Origin of the sequence: Rathayibacter agropyri, assembly GCF_013249015.1 — a bacterium.
In the GTDB taxonomy this organism is placed as follows: domain Bacteria; phylum Actinomycetota; class Actinomycetes; order Actinomycetales; family Microbacteriaceae; genus Rathayibacter; species Rathayibacter agropyri.
In genome coordinates, this window is sequence record NZ_JABRPL010000003.1 from 247,112 (window position 1) to 266,963 (window position 19,852).

Consider the following 19,852-nt stretch of genomic DNA (forward strand, 5'->3'; position numbering starts at 1 on the left):
CGCTGGGTGACAGTGCCGCTGAGTGACAGTGCCGCTGAGTGACAGTGCCGCGCATCCGTCCGGCGCGTCGGGGCGGTCCTGTTGTAGTCTGTGGAGGTTGTCCACGAACAGACGCAGTCGCGTCCGCGGGAGTGGGCAGATGCTACATACCCTCCTGTCACGGAAATACCGTGGCCGTTTAGTCCGAAGGAGGTGGGTTAGTGACGCATCAGTACGAAATCATGGTCATCCTGGACCCCGAGATCGATGAGCGCACCGTCGCTCCGAGTCTCGACAAGTTCCTCAACGTCATCCGTACCGATGGTGGATCCATCGACAAGGTCGACGTCTGGGGCCGCCGCCGTCTGGCGTACGAGATCAACAAGAAGTCCGAGGGCATCTACGCCGTCGTCGACTTCACGTCGACCTCCGACGCCGCGAACGAGCTCGACCGTCAGCTGAAGCTGTCCGAGGCCGTCATGCGCACCAAGGTGCTGCGGGCCGAAGAGGGCATCGCCCAGGTCGAAGCCGCCGCGAAGCTCGCTGCCGAGAAGGCCGCCCGCAAGGCTGCCAAGGCTCCGGCCGCTCCCAAGGCGTAGCGCTCATGGCCGGCGAGACGATCATCACCGTGGTGGGCAACCTCACGGCCGACCCCGAACTGCGCTACACGCAGGGCGGGCTTGCGGTCGCGAACTTCACCATCGCCTCCACGCCACGCACCTTCGACCGCCAGGCGAACGACTGGAAGGACGGCGAAGCGCTGTTCCTCCGCGCCTCCGTCTGGCGCGAGTTCGCCGAGAACGTCGCGGGAACGCTGACCAAGGGCAGCCGTGTCATCGCGACTGGCCGCCTGAAGCAGCGTTCGTACGAGACGAAGGAAGGCGAGAAGCGCACCAGCATCGAGCTCGAGATCGACGAGATCGGGCCCTCGCTGCGCTACGCGACCGCGCAGGTCACGCGCACCTCCGGCGGAGGCGGGCGCGGCCAGGCCGGTGGCGGCCAGGGCAACGGCGGGCAGGTCGGCGGCGGCCAGGGCAACCAGGGCGGCTTCGGCGGCGGCAACCAGGGCGGCTCCGGCGCTGTCGGCGGCAACCGCGGTGGCCAGGCTGAGCAGCCGTGGGCGCCCAGCGCTCCTGCCGGTGGCGACGTGTGGAGCACGCCGGGCAGCTACAACGACGAGACGCCGTTCTGAGCCTCGGCTCGAACGCTCTCCTCACCTGAATCCCGCCCCACCCGCACCGCGATCGCTCGCGACGGGACAGGGGCGAACCAGAATCTAAGGAAACCACTATGGCTGGAAAGAGCAGCGGCGACCGCCGCAAGCCGATCCGCGGCAAGGGCGCGAAGAACGCGGCCCCCGCGAAGTCGGTCCGCGTGGGTGTCATCGACTACAAGGACGTCGCGACCCTCCGCAAATTCATCTCGGAGCGTGGGAAGATCCGCGCCCGTCGTATCACCGGTGTCTCCGTGCAGGAGCAGCGCCTCATCGCCCGTGCCGTCAAGAACGCCCGCGAGATGGCGCTCCTGCCCTACGCCGGCAGCGGAAGGTAGGTAACGGTATGTCCAAGGTCATCCTGACCCACGAGGTCGACGGGCTCGGCTCCGCCGGCGATGTCGTCGATGTGAAGAACGGGTTCGCCCGCAACTACCTCATCCCGCAGGGCTTCGGCGTCGCCTGGACCCGCGGTGGCGAGAAGCAGGTCGAGCAGATCAAGTCGGCGCGAGCCGCTCGTGAGCACAAGACCATCGAGGAGGCGCAGCACACCAAGCAGGTCCTCGAGGCCAACCGGGTGAAGCTGACGGTCAAGGCCGGCAAGGACGGCCGCCTCTTCGGTTCGGTGAAGAGCTCTGACGTCGCGAACGCGGTGGCAGCGGCCGGATTCGGCGAGCTCGACAAGCGCAAGATCGTGATCGCCAACGCGATCAAGAACGTCGGCGAGCACGAGGCCGTGGTGCGTCTGCGCGACGACATCCAGGCCACTGTGAAGCTGCAGGTGGTCGCGGCTAAGTAGGGCCGCGAGAACGCCGCAGAGGGCGGTGCGACGGGACTTCTCAGTCCCGACGCACCGCCCTCTGTCGTTGCCGTTGTCCACAGCGCTATCCACATACACCCTCCGGCGGCGGCAACCTTCAACGTGGGCTGAAGGCTGTTTTCCACGCACAGCTGTAGGATGGGAGAAATCCCTGGTCAGGACGTAGAAAAAACTTCGTAGGGGCGTCTAATCCCACAGGGTTCTCCACATGTTGCACACAGTGGGCGCGGCGTTTCTCCGCAGTTGTCCACAGCTCTTTCCACAGGGCGGTTTGCATGGTGTGGCGGGTGGTCCGTAGGGTGGCGCAGCGCCCCGCGAGGGGAGCGGACGGGCGATTCTGCGCCGCTGTCGGAGGTCGCTGGTAGACCAGGACTCGACACCGGCTTGATCGGACGCTCATCCGTTCCGCGAGGCACCCGACAGGAGGAGGCGAAGGCATGACGATCGCGCACCTGGCGGTTCCCGGCTCGGACGGGCGGGACAGTCGCGGCGAGTCCCGCGGCAACGAGCGGACGCCTCCGCACGACCTTCTCGCCGAGCAGTCCGCGCTCGGCGGCATGCTGCTCTCGAAAGACGCCGTCGCCGACGTCGTCGAGAGTGTCAAGGGCACCGACTTCTACATCCCCAAGCACGAGATCGTGTTCGACGCGATCCTCGCGCTCTACTCGCACGGCGAGCCGACCGACGTCATCGCGGTCACCGACGAACTCACCAAGCAGGGCGAATTGCAGCGCGCCGGCGGGGCCGACTACCTGCACACCCTCACCTCGATGGTGCCGACCGCCGCGAACGCGGGCTACTACGCGTCCATCGTCGCTGAGCGCGCGCTGCTTCGTCGCCTGGTGGAGGCCGGTACCCGCATCGCCCAGATGGGCTATCAGGGCGAGGGCGAGGTGCTCGACCTGGTCAACTCGGCGCAGGCCGAGATCTACAACGTCACGGGGTCCGAGACAGCGGAGGACTACGTCCCACTGACCGACGCGGTCACCGTCGCGATTGACGAGATTGAGGCGGCCGCGCACAAGGACGGTGCCTTCACCGGCGTTCCCACCGGATTCGCCGATCTCGACGACCTGACGAACGGCTTCCACGCGGGGCAGATGATCATCGTCGCCGCCCGTCCCGCGCTGGGTAAGTCGACCCTCGCGCTCGACTTCGCGCGCGCCGCCGCCATCAAGCACAACATGCCGACAATCTTCTTCTCGCTCGAGATGGGGCGCAGCGAGATCGCGATGCGCCTGCTCTCGGCCGAGGCCTCGGTGCCGCTGCAACACATGCGCAAGGGCACGGTCGACCAGCGCGACTGGACGACCATCGCCTCTACTCGCGGCCGGATCAATGACGCTCCGCTTTACATCGACGACTCGCCCAACATGACGCTCGTCGAGATCCGTGCCAAGTGCCGTCGGCTCAAGCAGCGCGTCGGTCTCAAGATGGTCGTCATTGACTACCTCCAGCTGATGACCTCGGGCAAGAAGGTCGAGAGCCGTCAGCAGGAAGTCTCGGAGTTCTCGCGCGCGCTCAAGCTGCTCGCGAAGGAGTTGCAGGTGCCGGTCATCGCGCTCTCACAGTTGAACCGTGGGCCGGAGCAGCGGGCCGACAAGCTGCCCGCGATCTCGGACCTGCGCGAGTCGGGCTCGATCGAGCAGGACGCCGACATGGTGATCCTCCTGCACCGCGAGAGCGCCTACGAGAAGGACAACCCCCGCGCAGGCGAGGCCGACCTCATCGTCGCCAAGCACCGCAACGGCCCGACGCGCACGGTGACGGTGGGCTTCCACGGGCACTTCTCGCGGTTCGCGGACATCCCGGCGGTGTGACGCTCCCACGATCAGGGGGCCGAGTTGGAGCGTTGCGCCGACGCTCCAAGTGCACTAGGTCGAACGCCCTCAATTCCAACTTCAACCCCCGATCTGTTGTAGCGTCGACGCATGGACCAGGATCGTTTCGCCGACTCGCCGTTCGGGAGCCCGACTCGGGAACCGGGGAACAAGTGGGCGTTCACTTACTACCTGCCGAAACCCATACCCCGTGCCCTCGATCTCTCCGCGGAGGTGGTGTCAGCCCTGTCGGAGGCTGACGCGGCGCTGGGCCACCTACAGGGCCTCGGGATGCTCATCACCGATCCGGGGCAGCTCATCGGGCCCTACCTGCGGAGGGAGGCTCTGGCAAGTTCCCGCATCGAGGGGACCCAGGCGTCCCTCTCCGACGTTTTCCAGTCCGAAATCGATGAGGACTCACGGAACGACGATACGGCCGAAGTTCACCGCTACCTTGACGCGACGAACCAGGCGTACGAGCTGGCGAAGACCCTTCCCATCACCCAGCGGCTGATACTCGCAGTGCACGCGACGCTCCTCACGGGAGTGCGGGGTGAGGAGAAGAACCCGGGTGAGCTCCGGACTTCGCCGGTCTGGGTCGGGCACGCCCGCGCGACGCCTGAGACTGCCGCCTTCGTTCCTCCATTGCCTGTTCACCTGGGTGATCTGCTTACCGACTGGGAGCGTTTCGTGAATGACGACGGTCGGCGCCTTCCCGCCTTGATCCAGGCGGGCCTCATGCACTACCAATTCGAGACAATTCACCCCTTCCTCGACGGGAACGGGCGGATTGGGCGTCTGCTCATTAACCTGCTTCTCATGGAGCGGAGGAGACTTCCTCTGCCGCTCCTGTACCTCTCCCACTTCTTCGAGACGCACCGCGAGGAGTACTACGAGCGCTTGCAGGCAGTTCGAGAGACCGGCGATATGGATGGATGGCTGACGTTCTTTCTCCGGGCGGTCCGCGCACAGTCGGACGATGCGGTTACGCGTTCCGGGAAGCTCATCCGGATCCGTGAGCGCTATTACGAGGAGGCGATCAAAGAAAGGTCGAGCCTGCCTCGACTCGTCGAGATCATTGTTCGGAATCCGTTCGTTACCGTCCGGCATGTTCAGACCCGCCTCGACATCACGAACCAGGGCGCGAGAAATCTCATCCGCAATGCTGAAGCCCGCGGATGGCTCCGGTCCTTAGGCACGCACGGTCGTGGGGGCAAGGAGCACTGGTACTCGCCGGACATTTTCCAGGTGATGGAGTTACCGATGGCGTACGACGACTCTGACGTTCCTTCCCCGATCGGTCGCTTGTGATGACCGCCGCGGCCGTCCCCGAGCCTGTCGACGTCCCGCTCGGTGGCGGGTCGATCCGCCTGGGCCAGTTTCTGAAGTTCGCGGGCATTCTCTCGGGAGGAGAGGCGAAAGAGTCCGTCGCCGAGGGACGTGTGACGGTGAACGGCGAGGTCGACCTCCGCCGCGGGCGCCAGCTGGTGGTCGGCGACGTCGTCGGGTTCGACGGGAATCGGTTCCGCGTCGGCGCGTGAGGCCGTGCGTCAGGTGAGGTCGTGCGTCAAGGGCTCGTCCGGCTTGTCGATCCCGGTCGCTGATAGCAGATCGGGCGCAGCCGGCGGTAGCAATCGACGTGTCGGCGCAGCGAACACATTCCCGTAACATGTCAAAAATCTTGCTGAATTTTGACATGTTCGCCTCATGTGTCTCTACTGTTGACACATGGCGTGGACTCCGGAGCGGCCCTACAACGATCTGCCGATGGTTCCTCCAGCTGTCGAGCTCGAGACGTCGGTCGTCCTGAAGGCGGTGGTCGAGACGCGATCGGTCCTGGCGGCTCTGGATCAAGCTGCGTCACGGATGACGAACCCGAGTGTCCTCATCAACACGATCCCGTTGCTCGAGGCGCAGGCCAGTTCCGAGATCGAGAACATCGTCACCACGACCGATGAGTTGTTCCGGCATGCTGCAGACGAGGCCGCATCGGCCTCGGCCGAGACGAAGGAGACCCTGCGTTACCGGACGGCACTCGTCGCAGGTATCCAGAGCATTCGGGAGCAACCGATGTCGGTGACCACTGCGGTCGAGATCTGCTCGCAGATCCACCGTCGTGAGATGCGGATCCGGAACCTGCCAGGCACGATAATCGCCAGTCCCGTCACCAGCCGAGCGATCTACACCCCGCCCGAGGGTGAGTCCGTCCTCCGCGCACTGCTGAGTAACTGGGCCGAGTTCGTTTACACTGCGCGGAGCCTTGATCCGCTCGTGCGCATGGCTGTCGCGCACTACCAATTTGAAGCGATCCACCCGTTCACCGACGGCAACGGCCGAACAGGCCGTATCCTCAACATTCTCATGCTCGTTGATTCCGCGGTGCTGCGAGAGCCGATTCTTTACCTCTCGCGGGGAATCATCGAAAGAAGGGACGAGTACTACCGTCTCCTGCTCGATGTCACCCGGCGCGGGGCTTGGGAGGCGTGGTTGCTCTTCGTGCTCCAGGTCGTCCATGATACTGCCGCCGCGACGCTCGCCAAGATTGACGCCGTGGATGCTCTCCAGTCGAGTGCTCGTGATCTCGCGCGTACTACCAGTGCTGGTGCGAACTCGGATCTGCTCGATGTGCTGTTCGAGCAGCCGTACTGCCGCATCGTGAACGTCGTCGATCGGTGCAGAGTCACTCGCCAGACCGCGGCGAAGTGGCTGAGGGAGCTTGCTGAGCGCGGCGTCGTCCGTGATCTCAGGATCGGACGGGAAAGACTGTTCATCAATGAGAAGTTCCTTCGGGTTCTGACCCGGGACGAGCCGCCCACCGGCGACGTCACCCTGTTCTAGGAGTGAGCACCTGGCTACCCGGAGCCGGTGCAGCAGCCGGCTTCGCCGATCCTGATTGGAGGAGGAGGGGAGCGTAAGACGCTTCGGCTCGTGGCGCAGTACGGCGACGCCTGCAACCTCTTCGCGACGAGTACCGAGGATGTGGCGCTCTAGCACTCGCCCCCATAGCCTTCGGCGCTGAGGTGCCCGAGAATGCAGCGATTCGGCGAGATCCGGAGCACTCTCGGGCACCTGAGCGGCGCGAGGCTGGGGGAAGAGGAGGCAATTGCGGCCCCGCGTCGGGAGTTAGTGCCCCCAAAAGGGGTACTTCCTCTAGACGGCCCGTGGGAGCGCGACTTATGGTTCAGGCCACCCATCTAGGGTTCATGAGTCCACGCTGACGTGGGCAGATCGAGGGCATTCATGCCGCACGTGTCCGATCTCACCTCTCTCCGCCATCGTCGGCGGATCCGTGCGAGAGCGGTCGGCGCAGGTATCGTCCTCACCGCGCTCGGAGCAGTACTGTTCTCGCCGACCGCCGCGCAGGCCGCTACCGCGCCGGACCTCGGAACCGCGAAGTCCTACTCCGTCCTCGCGGCATCGACGGTGACGAACACCGGGCCGACCACGATCCCGCTGAACCTGGGCGTGAGTCCGCTGTCGGCGGTCACCGGATTCCCGCCGGGCGAGGTCGGCGGCGCGATCGAGCGCGGCACAGCGGCCGCGGGGCAAGCCCAAGAAGATGTCGGCACGGCCTACGACGACCTGTCGGCGCAGGCCACCACCGCGCAGATCCCCGCCGACATTGGCGGGTTGACCTTGAAGCCCGGCGTGTACACGGCGGACGGACCAGTCGGGATCACCGGCGCCGTGAGCCTCGACGCGGAGGGCGTCAACGAGTCGGTCTTCGTGATCCGGGCGGCGTCGACTCTCATCACCGCTTCGGCGAGTTCGGTCGAGCTCATCAACGGGGCCCAGGCCTGCAATGTGTTCTGGCAGGTCGGAAGCTCCGCGACACTGGGAACGGGATCGCGTTTCGCAGGCTCCATCCTCGCCCAAGCGTCGATCACCGTGACGACAGGAACGACGGTCGAGGGTCGCGCGCTGGCCCGGACCGGTGCGGTCACGCTTGACTCGAACCTGTTCGTCGCGCCGGGCTGCGAGCCGACCGGGGGCGGCGGGCCGTCCCCGACGGTGACGCCCACGGTGACGCCCACGGTGACGCCCACGGTGACGCCCACGGTCACGCCGACGGTGACTCCGACGGTGACGCCCACGGTGACGCCCACGGTCACGCCGACGGTGACTCCGACGGTGACGCCCACGGTCACTCCGACGGTGACTCCGACGGTGACTCCGACGGTCACGCCCACGGTCACTCCGACGGTGACGCCCACGGTGACTCCGACGGTCACTCCGACGGTCACTCCGACGGTGACGCCCACGGTGACTCCGACGGTCACTCCGACGGTCACTCCGACGGTGACTCCGACGGTGACTCCGACGGTGACTCCGACGGTCACTCCGACGGTCACGCCCACGGTGACTCCGACGGTGACTCCGACGGTCACTCCTACGGTCACTCCTACGGTCACGCCCACGGTGACTCCGACGGTCACTCCGACGGTCACGCCCACGGTCACGCCCACGGTGACTCCGACGGTCACGCCCACGGTCACGCCCACGATGACTCCGACGGTCACTCCGACGGTGACGCCGACCGTGACGCCGACCGTGATGCCGACCGTGATGCCCACGGCCACCCCCACGGTGACGCTGACCCCGACGGCCACGCCGGCACCGGCCGTGATGGCACAACCGGCGCAAACCAGCGCCGCCGGCGTCCCGGCCGCAGGGTCGAACGGACCTCGCGGGCCGCAGGCTGGCCTGGCCTCGACCGGAGTTGACCGAGCGGCGACCGCAACCGCGGGAGCACTGGGTCTGCTCGCCCTGCTCGGCGGCGGGCTGATCATGCTCACCTTCCGACGCCGCAGTGAGCGCACCGGCAACTGATCGCCAACTGACCGTGCGCCGGACTCCCGAAAGGTCCGGCGCACGACTGCGTCCCGACGATGAGCCCGGTGCGGTGGACTTGCGCGTGCTGCTGACGCGTCCGGCCGTGCTCGCCGAATACTCGTGCTCGCCAAATACTCGGGTGGAACCCCGTGCGGCAGTCAGTGCTCGCTCACGTCATGCCCTCGCCGTGTTGCTCCTGCTGCCGCTCGGTGTTCGCAACCAAGGTTGAGGGGCGCCGACAACGTCTTAATGGGGCGTAGGGGCCCGCTCAACCTTGGTTGCGAACATCCCTACGCTGCGACCCGAGCGTTCGACTGCGCGAGCAGCGCGACCGAGCGCAGTCGCGCCTCCGTGCGCAGCGACCCGTGCGCGACGATGACCTCGTCGGCGTCAGCTGAGCGGGCGAAGTCGGCGATGTAGTCGGCCACCTGGTCACCGGTCCCGACACCGGTGTAGGTGGTCATGCTTGCGACGTGGGCACCGATCGGGGCGCTGAGCAGGGCGTCGAGTTCCTCGTCGTCGAAGGTCTGGCTGACGGGGATCTGGCCGCTCTGGCGCAGCATCATCATCAGGCGTGCGCGTTTCGTTTGCGCGAACTGCTCCTGAGCGTCCTCCTCGGTGTCGGCCGCGATCGCGTTCACTCCGGCGATGACGTAGGGGGCGCCGAGCTGCTCGGAGGGGCGGAAGCCGCGGCGGTACTCGGCGACGGCCTGATGCAGAGCATCCGGAGCGAAGTGCGAGGCAAACGCATAGGGCAGGCCGAGGGCGGCGGCGAGCTGCGCGCCGAAGAGCGACGAGCCGAGGATGTAGAGGGGGACGCGGGTGCCGGCACCAGGGGTGGCGCTCACGCCGGAGACTCGGGATTCGCCGACGAGGAACGCCTGCAGTTCTAACACGTCCTGCGGGAAGCGCTCGGAGGAGTCGGGGTCGCGACGCAGCGCCCGGAACGTGGCCTGGTCGCTGCCCGGGGCGCGGCCGAGGCCTAAGTCGATGCGGCCCGGGTGCAGGGTTTCGAGGGTGCCGAACTGCTCGGCGATGGTGAGAGGGGAGTGGTTAGGGAGCATGACGCCGCCGGAGCCGAGGCGGATGGTCGAGGTCTGCGACGCGACGTGGGCGATGAGTACTGAAGTCGCGCTGGAGGCGATGCTCGCCATGTTGTGGTGCTCGGCGTACCAGACGCGGCGGTAGCCGTTCCGCTCGGCCTCCTGGGCCAGGGCGACGGAGGCGGTGAAGCTGTCGCGGGCGGTCTCGCTGGGGGCGATGGGGGCGAGATCGAGGATCGAGAGGGGAACACTCATGCAGACGCCAACGCCAGCGACGGCCCGGGTGTTCCCGCCGCGCACACGATCGTTAGGCCTCGGGGATGTCCCGGCCGTACGCCTCGAGCGTCACGGTCTCCGGCGCAGGCCCGCCGCGCACGCCGGTCTCGAGGCCGTCGATCCGGGTGAGTTCGGAGCCGGTGAGCGCGAAGTCGAAGACGTCGATGTTCTCGGCGATGCGCTCCGGTCGTGTCGACTTTGGGATGACCTGGCGTCCCTCCTGAAGATGCCAGCGCAGCATGATCTGCGCGGCCGTCTTGCCGTACTTCGCACCGAGTTCGAGGAGCACCGGCTCGTCGAAGCTGCGGCGGGGGGCGTCGCGGTAGGCGGTGATCCCACCGATCGGCGACCAGGCCTGGGTCAGTATGTCGTGCTCGCAGCCGAAGCGCTCGACTCCGCGCTGCTGGAAGTAGGGGTGCACTTCGAGCTGGTTCACGGCGGGGACGACGTCGGTCTCGGCGAGGAGCCGGGTGAGGTGCTCGACCATGAAGTTGCTGACCCCGATCGCGCGCACGCGCCCGTCGGCGAGCAGCGTCTCGAGGGCGCGGTAGGCGTTGAGCGTTCGCTCGAACGCGCTGGGGAGGGCCTGGTGCAGGATCAGCAGGTCGATCCGTTCGACACCGAGCTTGCCCGCGCTCGTGTCGAAGGCGTGCAGCGTCTCGGCATAGCCGTAGTCGCTGATCCACACCTTCGTCTCGAGGAAGACGTCATCGCGGCCGGCGATCGCCTCCCCCACCTCGCGCTCGTTGCCGTAGGCGGCCGCTGTGTCGATGTGCCGGTAGCCGGCATCGAGCGCTGCGGTGACGGCGGCGCGGGTCTCGTCGGGCGAGGTCTGGAAGACGCCGAGTCCGAGGGCGGGTATCTCGACACCATTGTGGAGAGTAAATGTGTTCATCACTCCACGCTACGTGCGTCGCCGCACTGAGGTGCCCGAGAATGCTGCGTGCCGAACGAATCGGCGACATTCTTGGGCACCTCAGAGCCAGGAGGGTCGCGACAGGGGGCGGTGGGGGAGAATTGCTGCTCACGACACGGAGGAGGTTCTTCGATGTCCCCGTCACGCGGCATCCGCGAGCTGCTTCTCATGTGGCAGAATCCGCGCACCGGACGGTTCCTGCGCGCCGCAGTGCTCTCCGTCGGCGCAGAAGGCTTCGCGTTCCGCTATGAGCAGGAGGTGGTCTCGGACGAGGATTTCTTCCCGCTCGCCGAGTTCCCCGAATTGCAGGGGGAGTACGCGAGCAGTTCGCTTCCCCCGTTCTTCGCGAATCGCGTGATGTCGTCCGAACGAGGCTCCTACGACGACTATCTGGGTTGGCTTGGGCTCACTGCCGCATCCCCCGACCTCCCAGTCGACATCATGGTCCGCACCGGCGCGGGACGAGCCACGGATACATTCCACGTGGTCGAGAAGCCGCTCCGCACCGCACAGACCTTCACGGGCCGTTTCTTCGTATCCGGAGTGCGTCACCGCCCTGAGCACCCGCACTCGGTGCTGAGCCTCCAACCAGGTGCCGGTCTGGTCCTGGTGCCCGATCCCGAGAACGGCCACAGCGCGGAGGCTTACGCGGTAGTGGCGGCGTCCGGTGAGCCGGTCGGCTGGGTTCCCGACTGGCTGTGCGGTGAGATCGCGGCGCTCGCTGGGGCCGGGTGGGCGTTCGAGGCCATCGCCGAGAAGGTACGTCCCGAGGCGCCTGCGCACATCCAGGTGCTGTGCCGGGTCACGGCGACTCTGCGCCGCTGACGGTCGCCGCGGTCAGCTGGCTGCGGCCTCGCGGGGGATGTCGGCGGCGCTGTCGTGGTCGAAGCTGTCGTGGTCGAAGCGGTCGCGGCTGAAGACCTGGTCGGCCGTGGTGAGGGCGAGGCCGATCACTCCGGCGAGCTCGCCGAGGTCGGAGGTGTGGATGGTCAGGTGGCGGGTGGCGAGCGGATGCGTGCGCAGGTACACGCGCTCGCGCAGGCCCGACATCAGCACCTCGCCGCAGTCGCCGAGCTGGCCCGAGACGACGATGGTGCGCGGATTGAGGATGTTGACCAGGTCGGCGACCGCCTCGCCGAGCACGCGGCCGGCCTGCCGAACTGCCTGCGTCGCCCGCATGTCGCCGCGGAGGACGCGCGCGGTGACATCGGCGACATGCGTAATGGAGGGGTCGTCGGCGGAGAGATCGCGCACCAGCGCCCATCCGCTCGCGTAGGCCTCGACGCAGCCGACGTTGCCGCACCGGCAGGGCAGCGGATCGGCGTCGACCGTGCCGGTGACCGCGCGGGTGTGGCCGATGTCGCCAGCGGCCCCTACTGCTCCGCGGATCGTCGCGCCGTTGAAAACGAGGCCCGAGCCGATGCCGGTACCGAGCTTGAGGCTGATCAGGTTGTCCGAGCCGAGGTGCCGCGACTCGGCGAGGGCGCGCGCGTTCGCGTCGTTCTCGATGACGACCTGAACGCCGGGGAACGGCGCGTCGAAGTAGCCGGCGATGTCGAAGTCGTCCCAGCCGGTCATAATCGGCGGGTTGCGCACTCGTCCGGCGGCGAACTCGACGGGGCCGGGGACGCCGATGCCGATGCCCGCCACCGCGTCGCCCTGACGGAGCCGCTCGAAGGCAGCAAGCACGGGCGTGAGGACTGCGTCGGGTCCCTCCCACACGTCGACGACGCCGTTCTCGTGCCGCAGAGGCGTGCCGCGCAGGTCGCAGGCGGCGGCGACGAAGCCGCTTGCACCGATGTCGGCGGTGAGGAACACAGTGCCGACGAGGTTCATCGCGAACATGCTCGAGGGGCGCCCGCCAGTGGACTCGCCGCCGGTTGTGGGGGCGATCAGCCCGAGTTCCACGAGCGTCGCGAGGCGTTGATTGACGGTGGAGCGGGAGAGGCCGGTCTGCTCCATCACGGCGTTGCGCGAGAGTTCGCCCTGCTCGCGGAACAGCGCGAGGACGTCTGCCACGTGCGATCCGGTCTCACCGGTCGTGTACCCCGTCATCGGCGCCCCCTTGTGTCACGGTCAGCGTACAGGTCTGCCGAGGAAAAACCTGAAGTCGTCGTACTTTCGTATTGCCATAACGCGAAAGGGGGGATAGTTTTCACACATCGGCACGCAGTGGTGCCCCAGATCCTCAAGGATGACGATGTCTTCACGGATGACGACGAACCGTACAGCGCGCCGACTCCTTCCGGTGCTCGCACCGGTGGGCGCCCTCGCACTCCTCCTCACCGGCTGCGCCTCCTCGGGTGGCGACGCGGCCTCCGGCGGGTCCGCCTCCGGATCCGCCAAAGTCGCCGCGGTCATCAAGGGCCTCGATAACCCCTTCTTCCAGGCAATGGAGAACGGCATCGAGGACACCGCGACAGGCAGCGGCGTCGACGTCTCGGTGCAGGCCGCCGCCGACATCGGCGACACCACCGGCCAGGTAGACAAGCTCACCACCGTCGCCGGCCAGGACTTCGGCTGCTTGATCGTCAACCCGATCAGCGGCACGAACCTCGTGCAGGCTCTCGCCTCGGCGACCGGCAAGACGATTGTCAACATCGACAGCCCGCTCGACCCCGACGCGGTCACGGCCGCGAACCTCGAGGTGACCACCTACATCGGCACCGATAACAAGGCCGCGGGTGGCAAGGCCGGCGACTTCCTCCTCGAGCAGGTGCCCGCCGGGTCCGAGGTTGCCGTCATCGGCGGAGTCTCGGGAGACGTCACGAGTGCGGCTCGCGTCGACGGCTTCACGGCCGCGATTGGCTCCGACCTGACCGTCGTGCAGGAGGCGGCCGCCGACTGGAAGCGCGAAGTCGCGCTGACCAAGGCGACGGACATCCTCGCCGCCAACCCCACCGTCAAGGCGTTCTTCGCGGCGAATGACGACATGGGCTTGGGTATCGTCAAGGCCGTCGAGAATGCGGGCCTGACCGGCTCCGTGAAGGTGGTCAGCGTCGACGGCAACAAGGATGCGCTGCAATCGGTCAAGGACGGCGGCCTCACCGCGACCGTCGCCCAGTACCCCTACGCGATCGGCCAGCTCGGCGTGCAGGCCTGCGAGGCCGTGCAGGGCGGCGAGAGCATCCCCGCCCAGATCGAGTCGCCGACCGCGCTGGTGACCAGCGAGAGCGCCGACCAGGCCCTCAGCGCTTTCCCGCAGCCGTTCGAGGAGTTCGACAACCCGCTGGCCGCGCTCGTTGCGAGCAAGTAGGCCGTCGGTGTCCAGCCAGGAAACGACCATGACCACAGTCTCCGCCCGTTCGCAGGCGAGCGCGTCCCCGCTGCTCGCGAACATCCGCCAGCTCAGCTTCTGGGCCGAGAACGCCGCTCCGATCGGGCTCGTCGCCCTCGTGATCGTGTTCTCGATCGCGACGCCGACGTTCCTCAGCCTCGGCAACATCAAGGCAATGCTCGTCGCCGCGGCGATCCTGGTGATCCTCTCGATCGGCCAGTCCTTCGTCATTACCACCGGAGGCATCGACCTCTCGATCTCGGCAACGATGACCGTGGGCGCGGTCGGCTTCGGCCTCGCCTGGAGCGCTGGCTGGGGCTTCTGGCCTGCGGCGCTCGCCGCCCTGGCGTTTGCGGGGCTGATCGGAGTGATCAACGGCGTCCTCATCGCGAGGGGCAAGGTCACCGACTTCATCGCCACGCTCGGCACGCTCTCGGTGGCGACCGGCCTCGCGCTGATCGTCTCCGATGGCAAGCCGATCACGGTCGGCAGCCCCGAGCTGCTCCGCCTCACGACCGGCTCGATCGGGATCATTGGCTACCCGATCATCCTCGCGGCGGTCATTGGAGTCGTCGCCTGGGTCGTCATGTTCCGCACCCGCTTCGGGCTGCATGTGCAGGCGGTCGGCGGCAACGAGGAGAGTGCGGTCGCCAACGGCATCAAGGCCGGACGCGTGCGCATCGCGGTGTACATCATCGCGGCGGTGCTCGCCGGAGTCGGCGCGCTGCTCCTGGTGGCGCGTGTCGGAGCGGCGGAGCCCGCCATCAATACACAGTTCCTGCTCAACTCCATCGCAGCCGTCGTGCTCGGCGGAGTGAGCCTGACCGGCGGCAAGGCCAAGATCGTCGGCCCGATCATCGGAGCGTTCCTCCTCACCGCGCTGACCAACGGCCTGACGCTGCTCGGTGTCTCGCAGTTCTACCAGCCGCTCGCCGTCGGCCTGGTGGTCGTGCTCGCCGCCCTCATCACCCGCTACCAGAAGAAGTGAGCCCAGCCATGACCAGCGACATCCTGCTCGAAGCGCGGGACATCAAGAAGTCCTTCGGCGGCGTGCACGCGCTCAAGGGCGCCTCGATGGCGATGCGCCGCGGCGAGATCACCGCCCTGATCGGCGACAACGGCGCGGGCAAGTCCACCCTCGTCCGCTGCCTTTCCGGCGTGCACCCGGCCGACTCCGGCACCATCACCCTTGACGGCGAGGTGGTGCACTTCACCTCACCGCTCGGCGCCCGCGACGGCGGCATCGAGACCGTGCACCAGACCCTCGCCCTGGTCGAGGACCTGACCGTCTGGCAAAACTTCTTCCTCGGGCGCGAGCTGACCACGGGCGTGCCCGGGTTGCGGTTCCTCGACCGCCAGCAGATGAAGAAGACCGCTCAGGAGCTGCTCGGTGACCTCGCCGTGAACGTTCCGCCGGTCACCAGCAAGGTGCGCCGCCTCTCCGGTGGCCAGCGCCAGGCGGTCGCGATCGCCAGGGCCGCCGGCTGGGGGAGCAAGATCGTGATCATGGACGAGCCGACCGCGGCGCTCGGCGTGCAGGAGACGGCGCGGGTCGAGAAGATCATCCTGAAGCTGCGTGACGCCGGAGTGGCGGTGCTGCTGATCAGTCACAACTTCGACCAGGTGATGCGCTTGAGCGATCAGGTGTGGGTGATGCGTGCGGGACTCGCCGTGGCGGGGCGCCGCACCGCCGAGACCAGCGGCGACGAACTCGTCTCGTTGATCACGGGCGCGAAGGCCGCGTGATGCAGCCCGAGTTCCTGCACCGCGGGAGCACGGAGCGATCGTCGCCGATCGGTGTGCACGCGGGGCTGCTCGTGGGCGACTGGACGCCGGAGTCGGCTCGCCGGGCGATCGGCACGGCGGCTTCGATCGGCTTCGACCTGATCGAGATACCGGCTCCGGAGCGTCCTTCGCCCTGGACCGCGGACCTGCTCGACGAGTACGGGATCGACGCGGTCGTCTCGCTCGCGCTGGACGCCGCCTCCGACATCACCGACGCCGCCACCGCTTTGCGCGGTGAGGAGCGGCTGCTCGCCGCGGTGCACTTCGCCGAGGAGATCGGCGCGCGCTACGTCGGCGGAGTCACCTACTCCGCCATGCGCAAGTACGAGCACGCGGCCGACGCGGCGGCCCGGTCGCGTTCGCTCGATGTGCTGCGGAGGGTCGCCGCGGCGGCCGCTTCCTCCGGCATCGCGCTGGGCGCCGAGTACGTCAACCGCTACGAGAGCAACCTGCTGAACACGGCGGCCCAGACCGCTGCGTTCCTCCGCGAGCTCGACGCGCCCACCGTGCTGCTGCACCTTGACACCTTCCACGCCCACCTTGAGGAGGTCGACCTCCCGTCCGCCGTGCGCGATGCGGGGGACCTGCTCGGCTACGTGCACGCCTCCGAGAACCACCGCGGTGAGCTCGGCACGGGTAGCACCGACTGGGCCGGCCTCGCGGCGGCGCTCGCCGCCTCGGGCTACCGCGGACCGCTCACCCTCGAGAGCTTCTCGCCGCGCATTCAGCCGACGGCCTCAGCCGAGGGGATGGGCCTCTGGCGGGAGCTCTGGCACGACCCCGTCGCCCTCGCGACCTCCGGCCACGCGTTCCTCACGGGCCTTCTCGACACCGACCTCGCGGCCTGACGCCGACCCTCGAACCCTGCCGCCGACCCTCGAACCCTGCCGCCCTCGAACCCTGCCGCCCTCGAAACAAGGAGTATCACCATGCCCACGAACCCTCTCGGAGTGCACGCGCTCGTCTTCGCCGGCGGCACCACCCCCGACGAAGTCACTGCCACGATCGAGCAGACGAAGGCCGCCGGATTCGACCTGCTTGAGCTCTCGCTGCACGACGTCGCGAACCTCGACACCGACTCCGCCCGCGCCGCCCTCGAGGCCAACGACTTGGGCATCGTCTGCTCGCGCGGCCTCGCGTTCTCGGCCGATGTCTCCAGCGACGACCCGGAGGTGGTGGCTCGCGGCGCGAAGCTGCTCGCCGACTCCCTCGAGACCACCCACGCGCTCGGCGGCACCCACTTCACCGGAGCCCTCTACAGCGCGCTCGGCAAGTACAGCGCACCCCTCTCGACCGCGGGCCGCGCGAACGTGGTCTCGGTGCTGACCGACCTCGCCGCGGAGGCTGCAGGCAAGGGCATGACCCTCGGCCTCGAAATCTGCAACCGCTACGAGACCAACGTGATCAACACCGCCGCCGACGCACTGCGTCTCGCCGACGACATCGGCGCCGACAACGTGCTGATTCACCTCGACACGTATCACATGAATATTGAGGAGGACGACTTCTTCCGCCCGGTGCTGCTGGTCGGGGATCGGCTCGGCTACGTCCACATCGGCGAAAACCACCGCGGCTACCTGGGCAGCGGTCACCTCGATTTCACGAGCTTCTTCCACGCTCTGGCTGCCGTCGACTACCGCGGACCGATCACCTTCGAGTCGTTCTCGTCGGCCGTCGTCTCGCCGACCCTTTCCAACGACCTCGCCATCTGGCGCAACCTCTGGAACGACGGCCCGGCCCTTGCCCGTCACGCGCACGCGTTCCTGGTCAACGCGCTGGAGGGGACCCGTGGCGACGCCTGAGCTCGCGACGCCCGGCCTTGCGACGCCCGGCCTGGACGAGCTGGCCCGCCGCGCGCTTGCGTTGACCGGCCCCGGACGCCGCGCGATCGTGGCCATCACCGGCAGCCCGGGAGCCGGAAAGACCACGCTGGCCCGCGCAGTCGTCGCCCGGGCGAACGAGATCGCGGGGGAGGGGACGGCGGCCTTCGTCCCGATGGACGGCTTCCACCTCGCGAACGCGATGCTGGACGATCTCGGCCGTCACGACCGCAAGGGCGCTCTCGACACCTTCGACGGGTGGGGCTTCCTCGCCCTGGTGCGGAGGCTGCGCGCTGAGATCGACCATGTCGTCTACGCGCCGACCTTCGAGCGCACGGTTGATGAGGGGGTGGCGGGGGCGCTCGCCGTGCAGCCCGCGGCGGCGCTCGTGGTGCTGGAGGGCAACTATCTGCTGGTGGACGAGAGTCCGTGGGCGCTGTTGCGCGCGGAGTTCGATGAGGCGTGGTTCTGCGCCACCCCAGAGTCAGCGCGTTTCGAGCGCCTGGTGGACCGGCACGTGTCCTTCGGGCGGGCCCCGGAGGCGGCGTCGGCGTGGGCTACGGAGGTCGACGGGGCGAATGCGGTGCTGATCGAGGCGACGCGTGCGCGTGCCGATCTGGTCGTGTCGGGGACGGCGGCGGAGGTCGTCGGGTGAGGCGCGGCTGTGCGGCGCTCTGGTCCCCGAGCGTCGGGGAGCGCCTGGCCGTTCTCCGCTGATCTGAACACACGGTCGCATCCTGCGCAGAGCTGGCCATACGGTAGCCCCGCGCATTCTTACTGAACGCTCGAACTACTGAGCGCCTGAATTACTGAGCGCCCCGGCAGAGAGGAGCCTGATGACGACCACGAACGCGACCATGCGCGCCAGCGTCCTCGAGCGCACCCGGGAGGTGGTCGTGACCGACGTCGCGCGGCCCGCGCCCGACCCCGACCAGGTTGTCGTGCGGGTCGCAGCCGTCGGCGTGTGCGGCTCGGACGTGCATTACTTCCGCGAGGGTCGCATTGGCGACTTTGTGGTCGAGTCGCCGATGATCCTCGGGCACGAGGCCGCGGGCGAGATCGTCGAGGTGGGGTCGGCAGTGTCACCCGACCGCGTCGGCGAGCGCGTGTCGATCGAGCCGCAGCGGGCGTGCCGCGTCTGCACGCAGTGCAAGCACGGGCGCTACAACCTGTGCGAGCGGATGGAGTTCTTCGCGACCCCGCCGATCGACGGTGCCTTCGCGGAGTTCGTCGCGATCCAGGCCGATTTCGCTCACCCGATCCCCGACTCCCTCAGCTTCGAGGCGGCTGCCCTCTGCGAGCCGCTCTCCGTCGGAATCTGGGCCAACCAGAAGGCCGGGATCGGCCCGGGATCGCGTCTGCTGATCGCGGGCGCCGGTCCGATCGGCATCGTCATCGCCCAGGTGGCCGCCGCCTTCGGGGCGAGCGAGATCATCGTGTCGGACGTGGTCGAGGAGCGCCTCGAGCAGGCGAGTCGGTTCGGTGCGACCCGCACCCTCGATCCGCGCAGCGATGACATCTTTTCGCTCGGACTCGACGTCGACGCGTTCATCGATGCCTCCGGAGCGGCTCCCGCTGTGCGCGCGGGGATCATGGCGGTCGCTCCGGCCGGGCGCGTGGTGCTGGTGGGAATGGGTACCGACGATGCGGTGCTCCCGGTGTCCCGCATCCAGAACCGCGAGATCCTGCTGACCGGCGTCTTCCGCTACGCGAATACCTGGCCGCTCGCCATCGAGCTCGCCGCGGCCGGGCGGGTCGACCTCGACTCGCTGGTCACCGGCCGGTTCGGTCTGGCCGACGTTGAGGACGCCCTCGAGGCGGCCGTGTCGCCGTCGAGCCTCAAGGCTGTCGTGCTGCCGGGGTCCTGACGTGCTGGTCGCGCGGAGGTGGTGGCGCGGGCTCGTTGGGCGTCGTGGGCGAGGGGCACCGGGTCCGTCGACATCGTGAAGCGTGGTTCATCCCCGAAGACCCCCTTTTGCGTGGCTAGACAAGACTCGTTAGAGACGAGAAAATCCCTGCTCAAGGCGAACAATCATTGGAAGGTCCCCCGGCTCTTCGAGTCGGTGTTCA

At 67.8% G+C, this 19,852-nt stretch carries 20 protein-coding genes and 2 pseudogenes; 19 read left to right on the forward strand and 3 right to left on the reverse strand.

Annotated features, from left to right (window positions below):
• The first annotated feature begins 221 nt into the window (after positions 1–221).
• The 11 genes and pseudogenes from rpsF (at position 222) to HRF29_RS14625 (ending at position 8,662) form a co-directional block, all read left to right on the forward strand.
• Positions 222–578 (forward strand): 30S ribosomal protein S6, encoded by a 357-nt coding sequence (rpsF, locus tag HRF29_RS09905; protein WP_187698392.1) that lies wholly within the window; start codon positions 222–224, stop codon positions 576–578.
• A 5-nt stretch (positions 579–583) separates the two neighbouring features.
• Positions 584–1,171: a single-stranded DNA-binding protein gene (locus HRF29_RS09910; protein ID WP_173248304.1), complete on the forward strand. Its 588-nt coding sequence runs from the start codon at positions 584–586 to the stop codon at positions 1,169–1,171.
• Between the two features lie 98 nt (positions 1,172–1,269).
• On the forward strand, positions 1,270–1,530 hold the full coding sequence (gene rpsR / locus HRF29_RS09915) for a 30S ribosomal protein S18 (protein WP_055784551.1): 261 nt from the start codon (positions 1,270–1,272) through the stop codon (positions 1,528–1,530).
• Between the two features lie 8 nt (positions 1,531–1,538).
• Entirely contained in the window at positions 1,539–1,991 is a 453-nt protein-coding gene (gene rplI / locus HRF29_RS09920; RefSeq protein ID WP_173248306.1) for a 50S ribosomal protein L9, read from the forward strand.
• 458 nt (positions 1,992–2,449) lie between these two features.
• Entirely contained in the window at positions 2,450–3,832 is a 1,383-nt protein-coding gene (gene dnaB / locus HRF29_RS09925) for a replicative DNA helicase (protein WP_173248308.1), read from the forward strand.
• 111 nt (positions 3,833–3,943) lie between these two features.
• Complete coding sequence (locus HRF29_RS09930; protein WP_173248310.1) at positions 3,944–5,143, forward strand: Fic family protein; 1,200 nt, start codon at positions 3,944–3,946, stop codon at positions 5,141–5,143.
• A complete protein-coding gene (locus HRF29_RS09935; RefSeq protein WP_173248312.1) occupies positions 5,143–5,373 on the forward strand; it encodes an RNA-binding S4 domain-containing protein in 231 nt (76 codons plus the stop codon). The genes HRF29_RS09930 and HRF29_RS09935 overlap by 1 nt, the downstream gene beginning before the upstream one ends.
• 187 nt (positions 5,374–5,560) lie before the next feature.
• Entirely contained in the window at positions 5,561–6,670 is a 1,110-nt protein-coding gene (locus HRF29_RS09940; protein WP_173248314.1) for a Fic family protein, read from the forward strand.
• Positions 6,671–6,715: 45 nt separating this feature from the next.
• Positions 6,716–6,808, forward strand: a pseudogene (locus HRF29_RS15180) (LLM class F420-dependent oxidoreductase); the annotation flags it as partial.
• A gap of 264 nt (positions 6,809–7,072) precedes the next feature.
• Positions 7,073–7,729, forward strand: a pseudogene (locus HRF29_RS14620) (ice-binding family protein); the annotation flags it as partial.
• A 669-nt stretch (positions 7,730–8,398) separates the two neighbouring features.
• Complete coding sequence (locus tag HRF29_RS14625) at positions 8,399–8,662, forward strand: hypothetical protein (protein WP_187698405.1); 264 nt, start codon at positions 8,399–8,401, stop codon at positions 8,660–8,662.
• 293 nt (positions 8,663–8,955) lie between these two features.
• On the opposite strand, the gene HRF29_RS09955 is transcribed toward HRF29_RS14625, so the two are convergent.
• Together HRF29_RS09955 and HRF29_RS09960 are read right to left on the reverse strand one after the other, a co-directional pair.
• On the reverse strand, positions 8,956–9,963 hold the full coding sequence (locus HRF29_RS09955; RefSeq protein WP_173248318.1) for an LLM class flavin-dependent oxidoreductase: 1,008 nt from the start codon (positions 9,961–9,963) through the stop codon (positions 8,956–8,958).
• A gap of 52 nt (positions 9,964–10,015) precedes the next feature.
• Positions 10,016–10,879 carry an aldo/keto reductase gene (locus HRF29_RS09960; protein WP_173248320.1) on the reverse strand — a complete coding sequence of 288 codons (864 nt, stop codon included), beginning with the start codon at positions 10,877–10,879 and terminating at the stop codon, positions 10,016–10,018.
• Positions 10,880–11,032: 153 nt separating this feature from the next.
• Here HRF29_RS09960 and HRF29_RS09965 point away from each other — a divergent pair, with 153 nt between their 5' ends.
• The gene (locus HRF29_RS09965) at positions 11,033–11,725 is read left to right on the forward strand and encodes an HIRAN domain-containing protein (RefSeq protein ID WP_173248322.1); all 693 of its coding nucleotides are present in this window, start codon (positions 11,033–11,035) and stop codon (positions 11,723–11,725) included.
• 12 nt (positions 11,726–11,737) lie between these two features.
• Here HRF29_RS09965 and HRF29_RS09970 read toward each other — a convergent pair whose 3' ends face one another.
• Positions 11,738–12,955: an ROK family transcriptional regulator gene (locus HRF29_RS09970; protein ID WP_173248324.1), complete on the reverse strand. Its 1,218-nt coding sequence runs from the start codon at positions 12,953–12,955 to the stop codon at positions 11,738–11,740.
• A gap of 157 nt (positions 12,956–13,112) precedes the next feature.
• Here HRF29_RS09970 and HRF29_RS09975 point away from each other — a divergent pair, with 157 nt between their 5' ends.
• From HRF29_RS09975 to HRF29_RS10005, 7 genes are all read left to right on the forward strand, one after another.
• Positions 13,113–14,156 (forward strand): substrate-binding domain-containing protein, encoded by a 1,044-nt coding sequence (locus HRF29_RS09975; protein ID WP_173248326.1) that lies wholly within the window; start codon positions 13,113–13,115, stop codon positions 14,154–14,156.
• 28 nt (positions 14,157–14,184) lie between these two features.
• Complete coding sequence (locus HRF29_RS09980; RefSeq protein ID WP_173248328.1) at positions 14,185–15,165, forward strand: ABC transporter permease; 981 nt, start codon at positions 14,185–14,187, stop codon at positions 15,163–15,165.
• Positions 15,166–15,173: 8 nt separating this feature from the next.
• Entirely contained in the window at positions 15,174–15,923 is a 750-nt protein-coding gene (locus HRF29_RS09985; protein WP_173248330.1) for an ATP-binding cassette domain-containing protein, read from the forward strand.
• Positions 15,923–16,810, forward strand: a complete 888-nt coding sequence (locus tag HRF29_RS09990) for a sugar phosphate isomerase/epimerase family protein (protein WP_173248332.1) — start codon at positions 15,923–15,925, stop codon at positions 16,808–16,810. Before HRF29_RS09985 ends, HRF29_RS09990 begins: the two co-directional genes overlap by 1 nt.
• Positions 16,811–16,891: 81 nt before the next feature.
• Positions 16,892–17,764 (forward strand): sugar phosphate isomerase/epimerase family protein, encoded by an 873-nt coding sequence (locus HRF29_RS09995; RefSeq protein WP_173248334.1) that lies wholly within the window; start codon positions 16,892–16,894, stop codon positions 17,762–17,764.
• Positions 17,751–18,437, forward strand: coding sequence for a nucleoside/nucleotide kinase family protein (locus HRF29_RS10000; RefSeq protein ID WP_173248336.1), 687 nt, complete (start codon positions 17,751–17,753; stop codon positions 18,435–18,437). Before HRF29_RS09995 ends, HRF29_RS10000 begins: the two co-directional genes overlap by 14 nt.
• A 181-nt stretch (positions 18,438–18,618) precedes the next feature.
• Complete coding sequence (locus HRF29_RS10005; RefSeq protein WP_173248338.1) at positions 18,619–19,650, forward strand: NAD(P)-dependent alcohol dehydrogenase; 1,032 nt, start codon at positions 18,619–18,621, stop codon at positions 19,648–19,650.
• Positions 19,651–19,852 lie beyond the last annotated feature (202 nt).

What these genes read in the sequence shown, in the direction of transcription:
- rpsF (WP_187698392.1), top strand. Translation starts at nt 222, where the DNA reads ATGGTCATCCTGGACCCCGAGATCGATGAGCGCACCGTCGCTCCGAGT.
- HRF29_RS09910 (WP_173248304.1), top strand. Translation starts at nt 584, where the DNA reads ATGGCCGGCGAGACGATCATCACCGTGGTGGGCAACCTCACGGCCGAC.
- rpsR (WP_055784551.1), top strand. Translation starts at nt 1,270, where the DNA reads ATGGCTGGAAAGAGCAGCGGCGACCGCCGCAAGCCGATCCGCGGCAAG.
- rplI (WP_173248306.1), top strand. Translation starts at nt 1,539, where the DNA reads ATGTCCAAGGTCATCCTGACCCACGAGGTCGACGGGCTCGGCTCCGCC.
- dnaB (WP_173248308.1), top strand. Translation starts at nt 2,450, where the DNA reads ATGACGATCGCGCACCTGGCGGTTCCCGGCTCGGACGGGCGGGACAGT.
- HRF29_RS09930 (WP_173248310.1), top strand. Translation starts at nt 3,944, where the DNA reads ATGGACCAGGATCGTTTCGCCGACTCGCCGTTCGGGAGCCCGACTCGG.
- HRF29_RS09935 (WP_173248312.1), top strand. Translation starts at nt 5,143, where the DNA reads ATGACCGCCGCGGCCGTCCCCGAGCCTGTCGACGTCCCGCTCGGTGGC.
- HRF29_RS09940 (WP_173248314.1), top strand. Translation starts at nt 5,561, where the DNA reads ATGGCGTGGACTCCGGAGCGGCCCTACAACGATCTGCCGATGGTTCCT.
- HRF29_RS14625 (WP_187698405.1), top strand. Translation starts at nt 8,399, where the DNA reads ATGCCCACGGCCACCCCCACGGTGACGCTGACCCCGACGGCCACGCCG.
- HRF29_RS09955 (WP_173248318.1), bottom strand. Translation starts at nt 9,963, where the DNA reads ATGAGTGTTCCCCTCTCGATCCTCGATCTCGCCCCCATCGCCCCCAGC.
- HRF29_RS09960 (WP_173248320.1), bottom strand. Translation starts at nt 10,879, where the DNA reads ATGAACACATTTACTCTCCACAATGGTGTCGAGATACCCGCCCTCGGA.
- HRF29_RS09965 (WP_173248322.1), top strand. Translation starts at nt 11,033, where the DNA reads ATGTCCCCGTCACGCGGCATCCGCGAGCTGCTTCTCATGTGGCAGAAT.
- HRF29_RS09970 (WP_173248324.1), bottom strand. Translation starts at nt 12,955, where the DNA reads ATGACGGGGTACACGACCGGTGAGACCGGATCGCACGTGGCAGACGTC.
- HRF29_RS09975 (WP_173248326.1), top strand. Translation starts at nt 13,113, where the DNA reads ATGACGACGAACCGTACAGCGCGCCGACTCCTTCCGGTGCTCGCACCG.
- HRF29_RS09980 (WP_173248328.1), top strand. Translation starts at nt 14,185, where the DNA reads ATGACCACAGTCTCCGCCCGTTCGCAGGCGAGCGCGTCCCCGCTGCTC.
- HRF29_RS09985 (WP_173248330.1), top strand. Translation starts at nt 15,174, where the DNA reads ATGACCAGCGACATCCTGCTCGAAGCGCGGGACATCAAGAAGTCCTTC.
- HRF29_RS09990 (WP_173248332.1), top strand. Translation starts at nt 15,923, where the DNA reads ATGCAGCCCGAGTTCCTGCACCGCGGGAGCACGGAGCGATCGTCGCCG.
- HRF29_RS09995 (WP_173248334.1), top strand. Translation starts at nt 16,892, where the DNA reads ATGCCCACGAACCCTCTCGGAGTGCACGCGCTCGTCTTCGCCGGCGGC.
- HRF29_RS10005 (WP_173248338.1), top strand. Translation starts at nt 18,619, where the DNA reads ATGACGACCACGAACGCGACCATGCGCGCCAGCGTCCTCGAGCGCACC.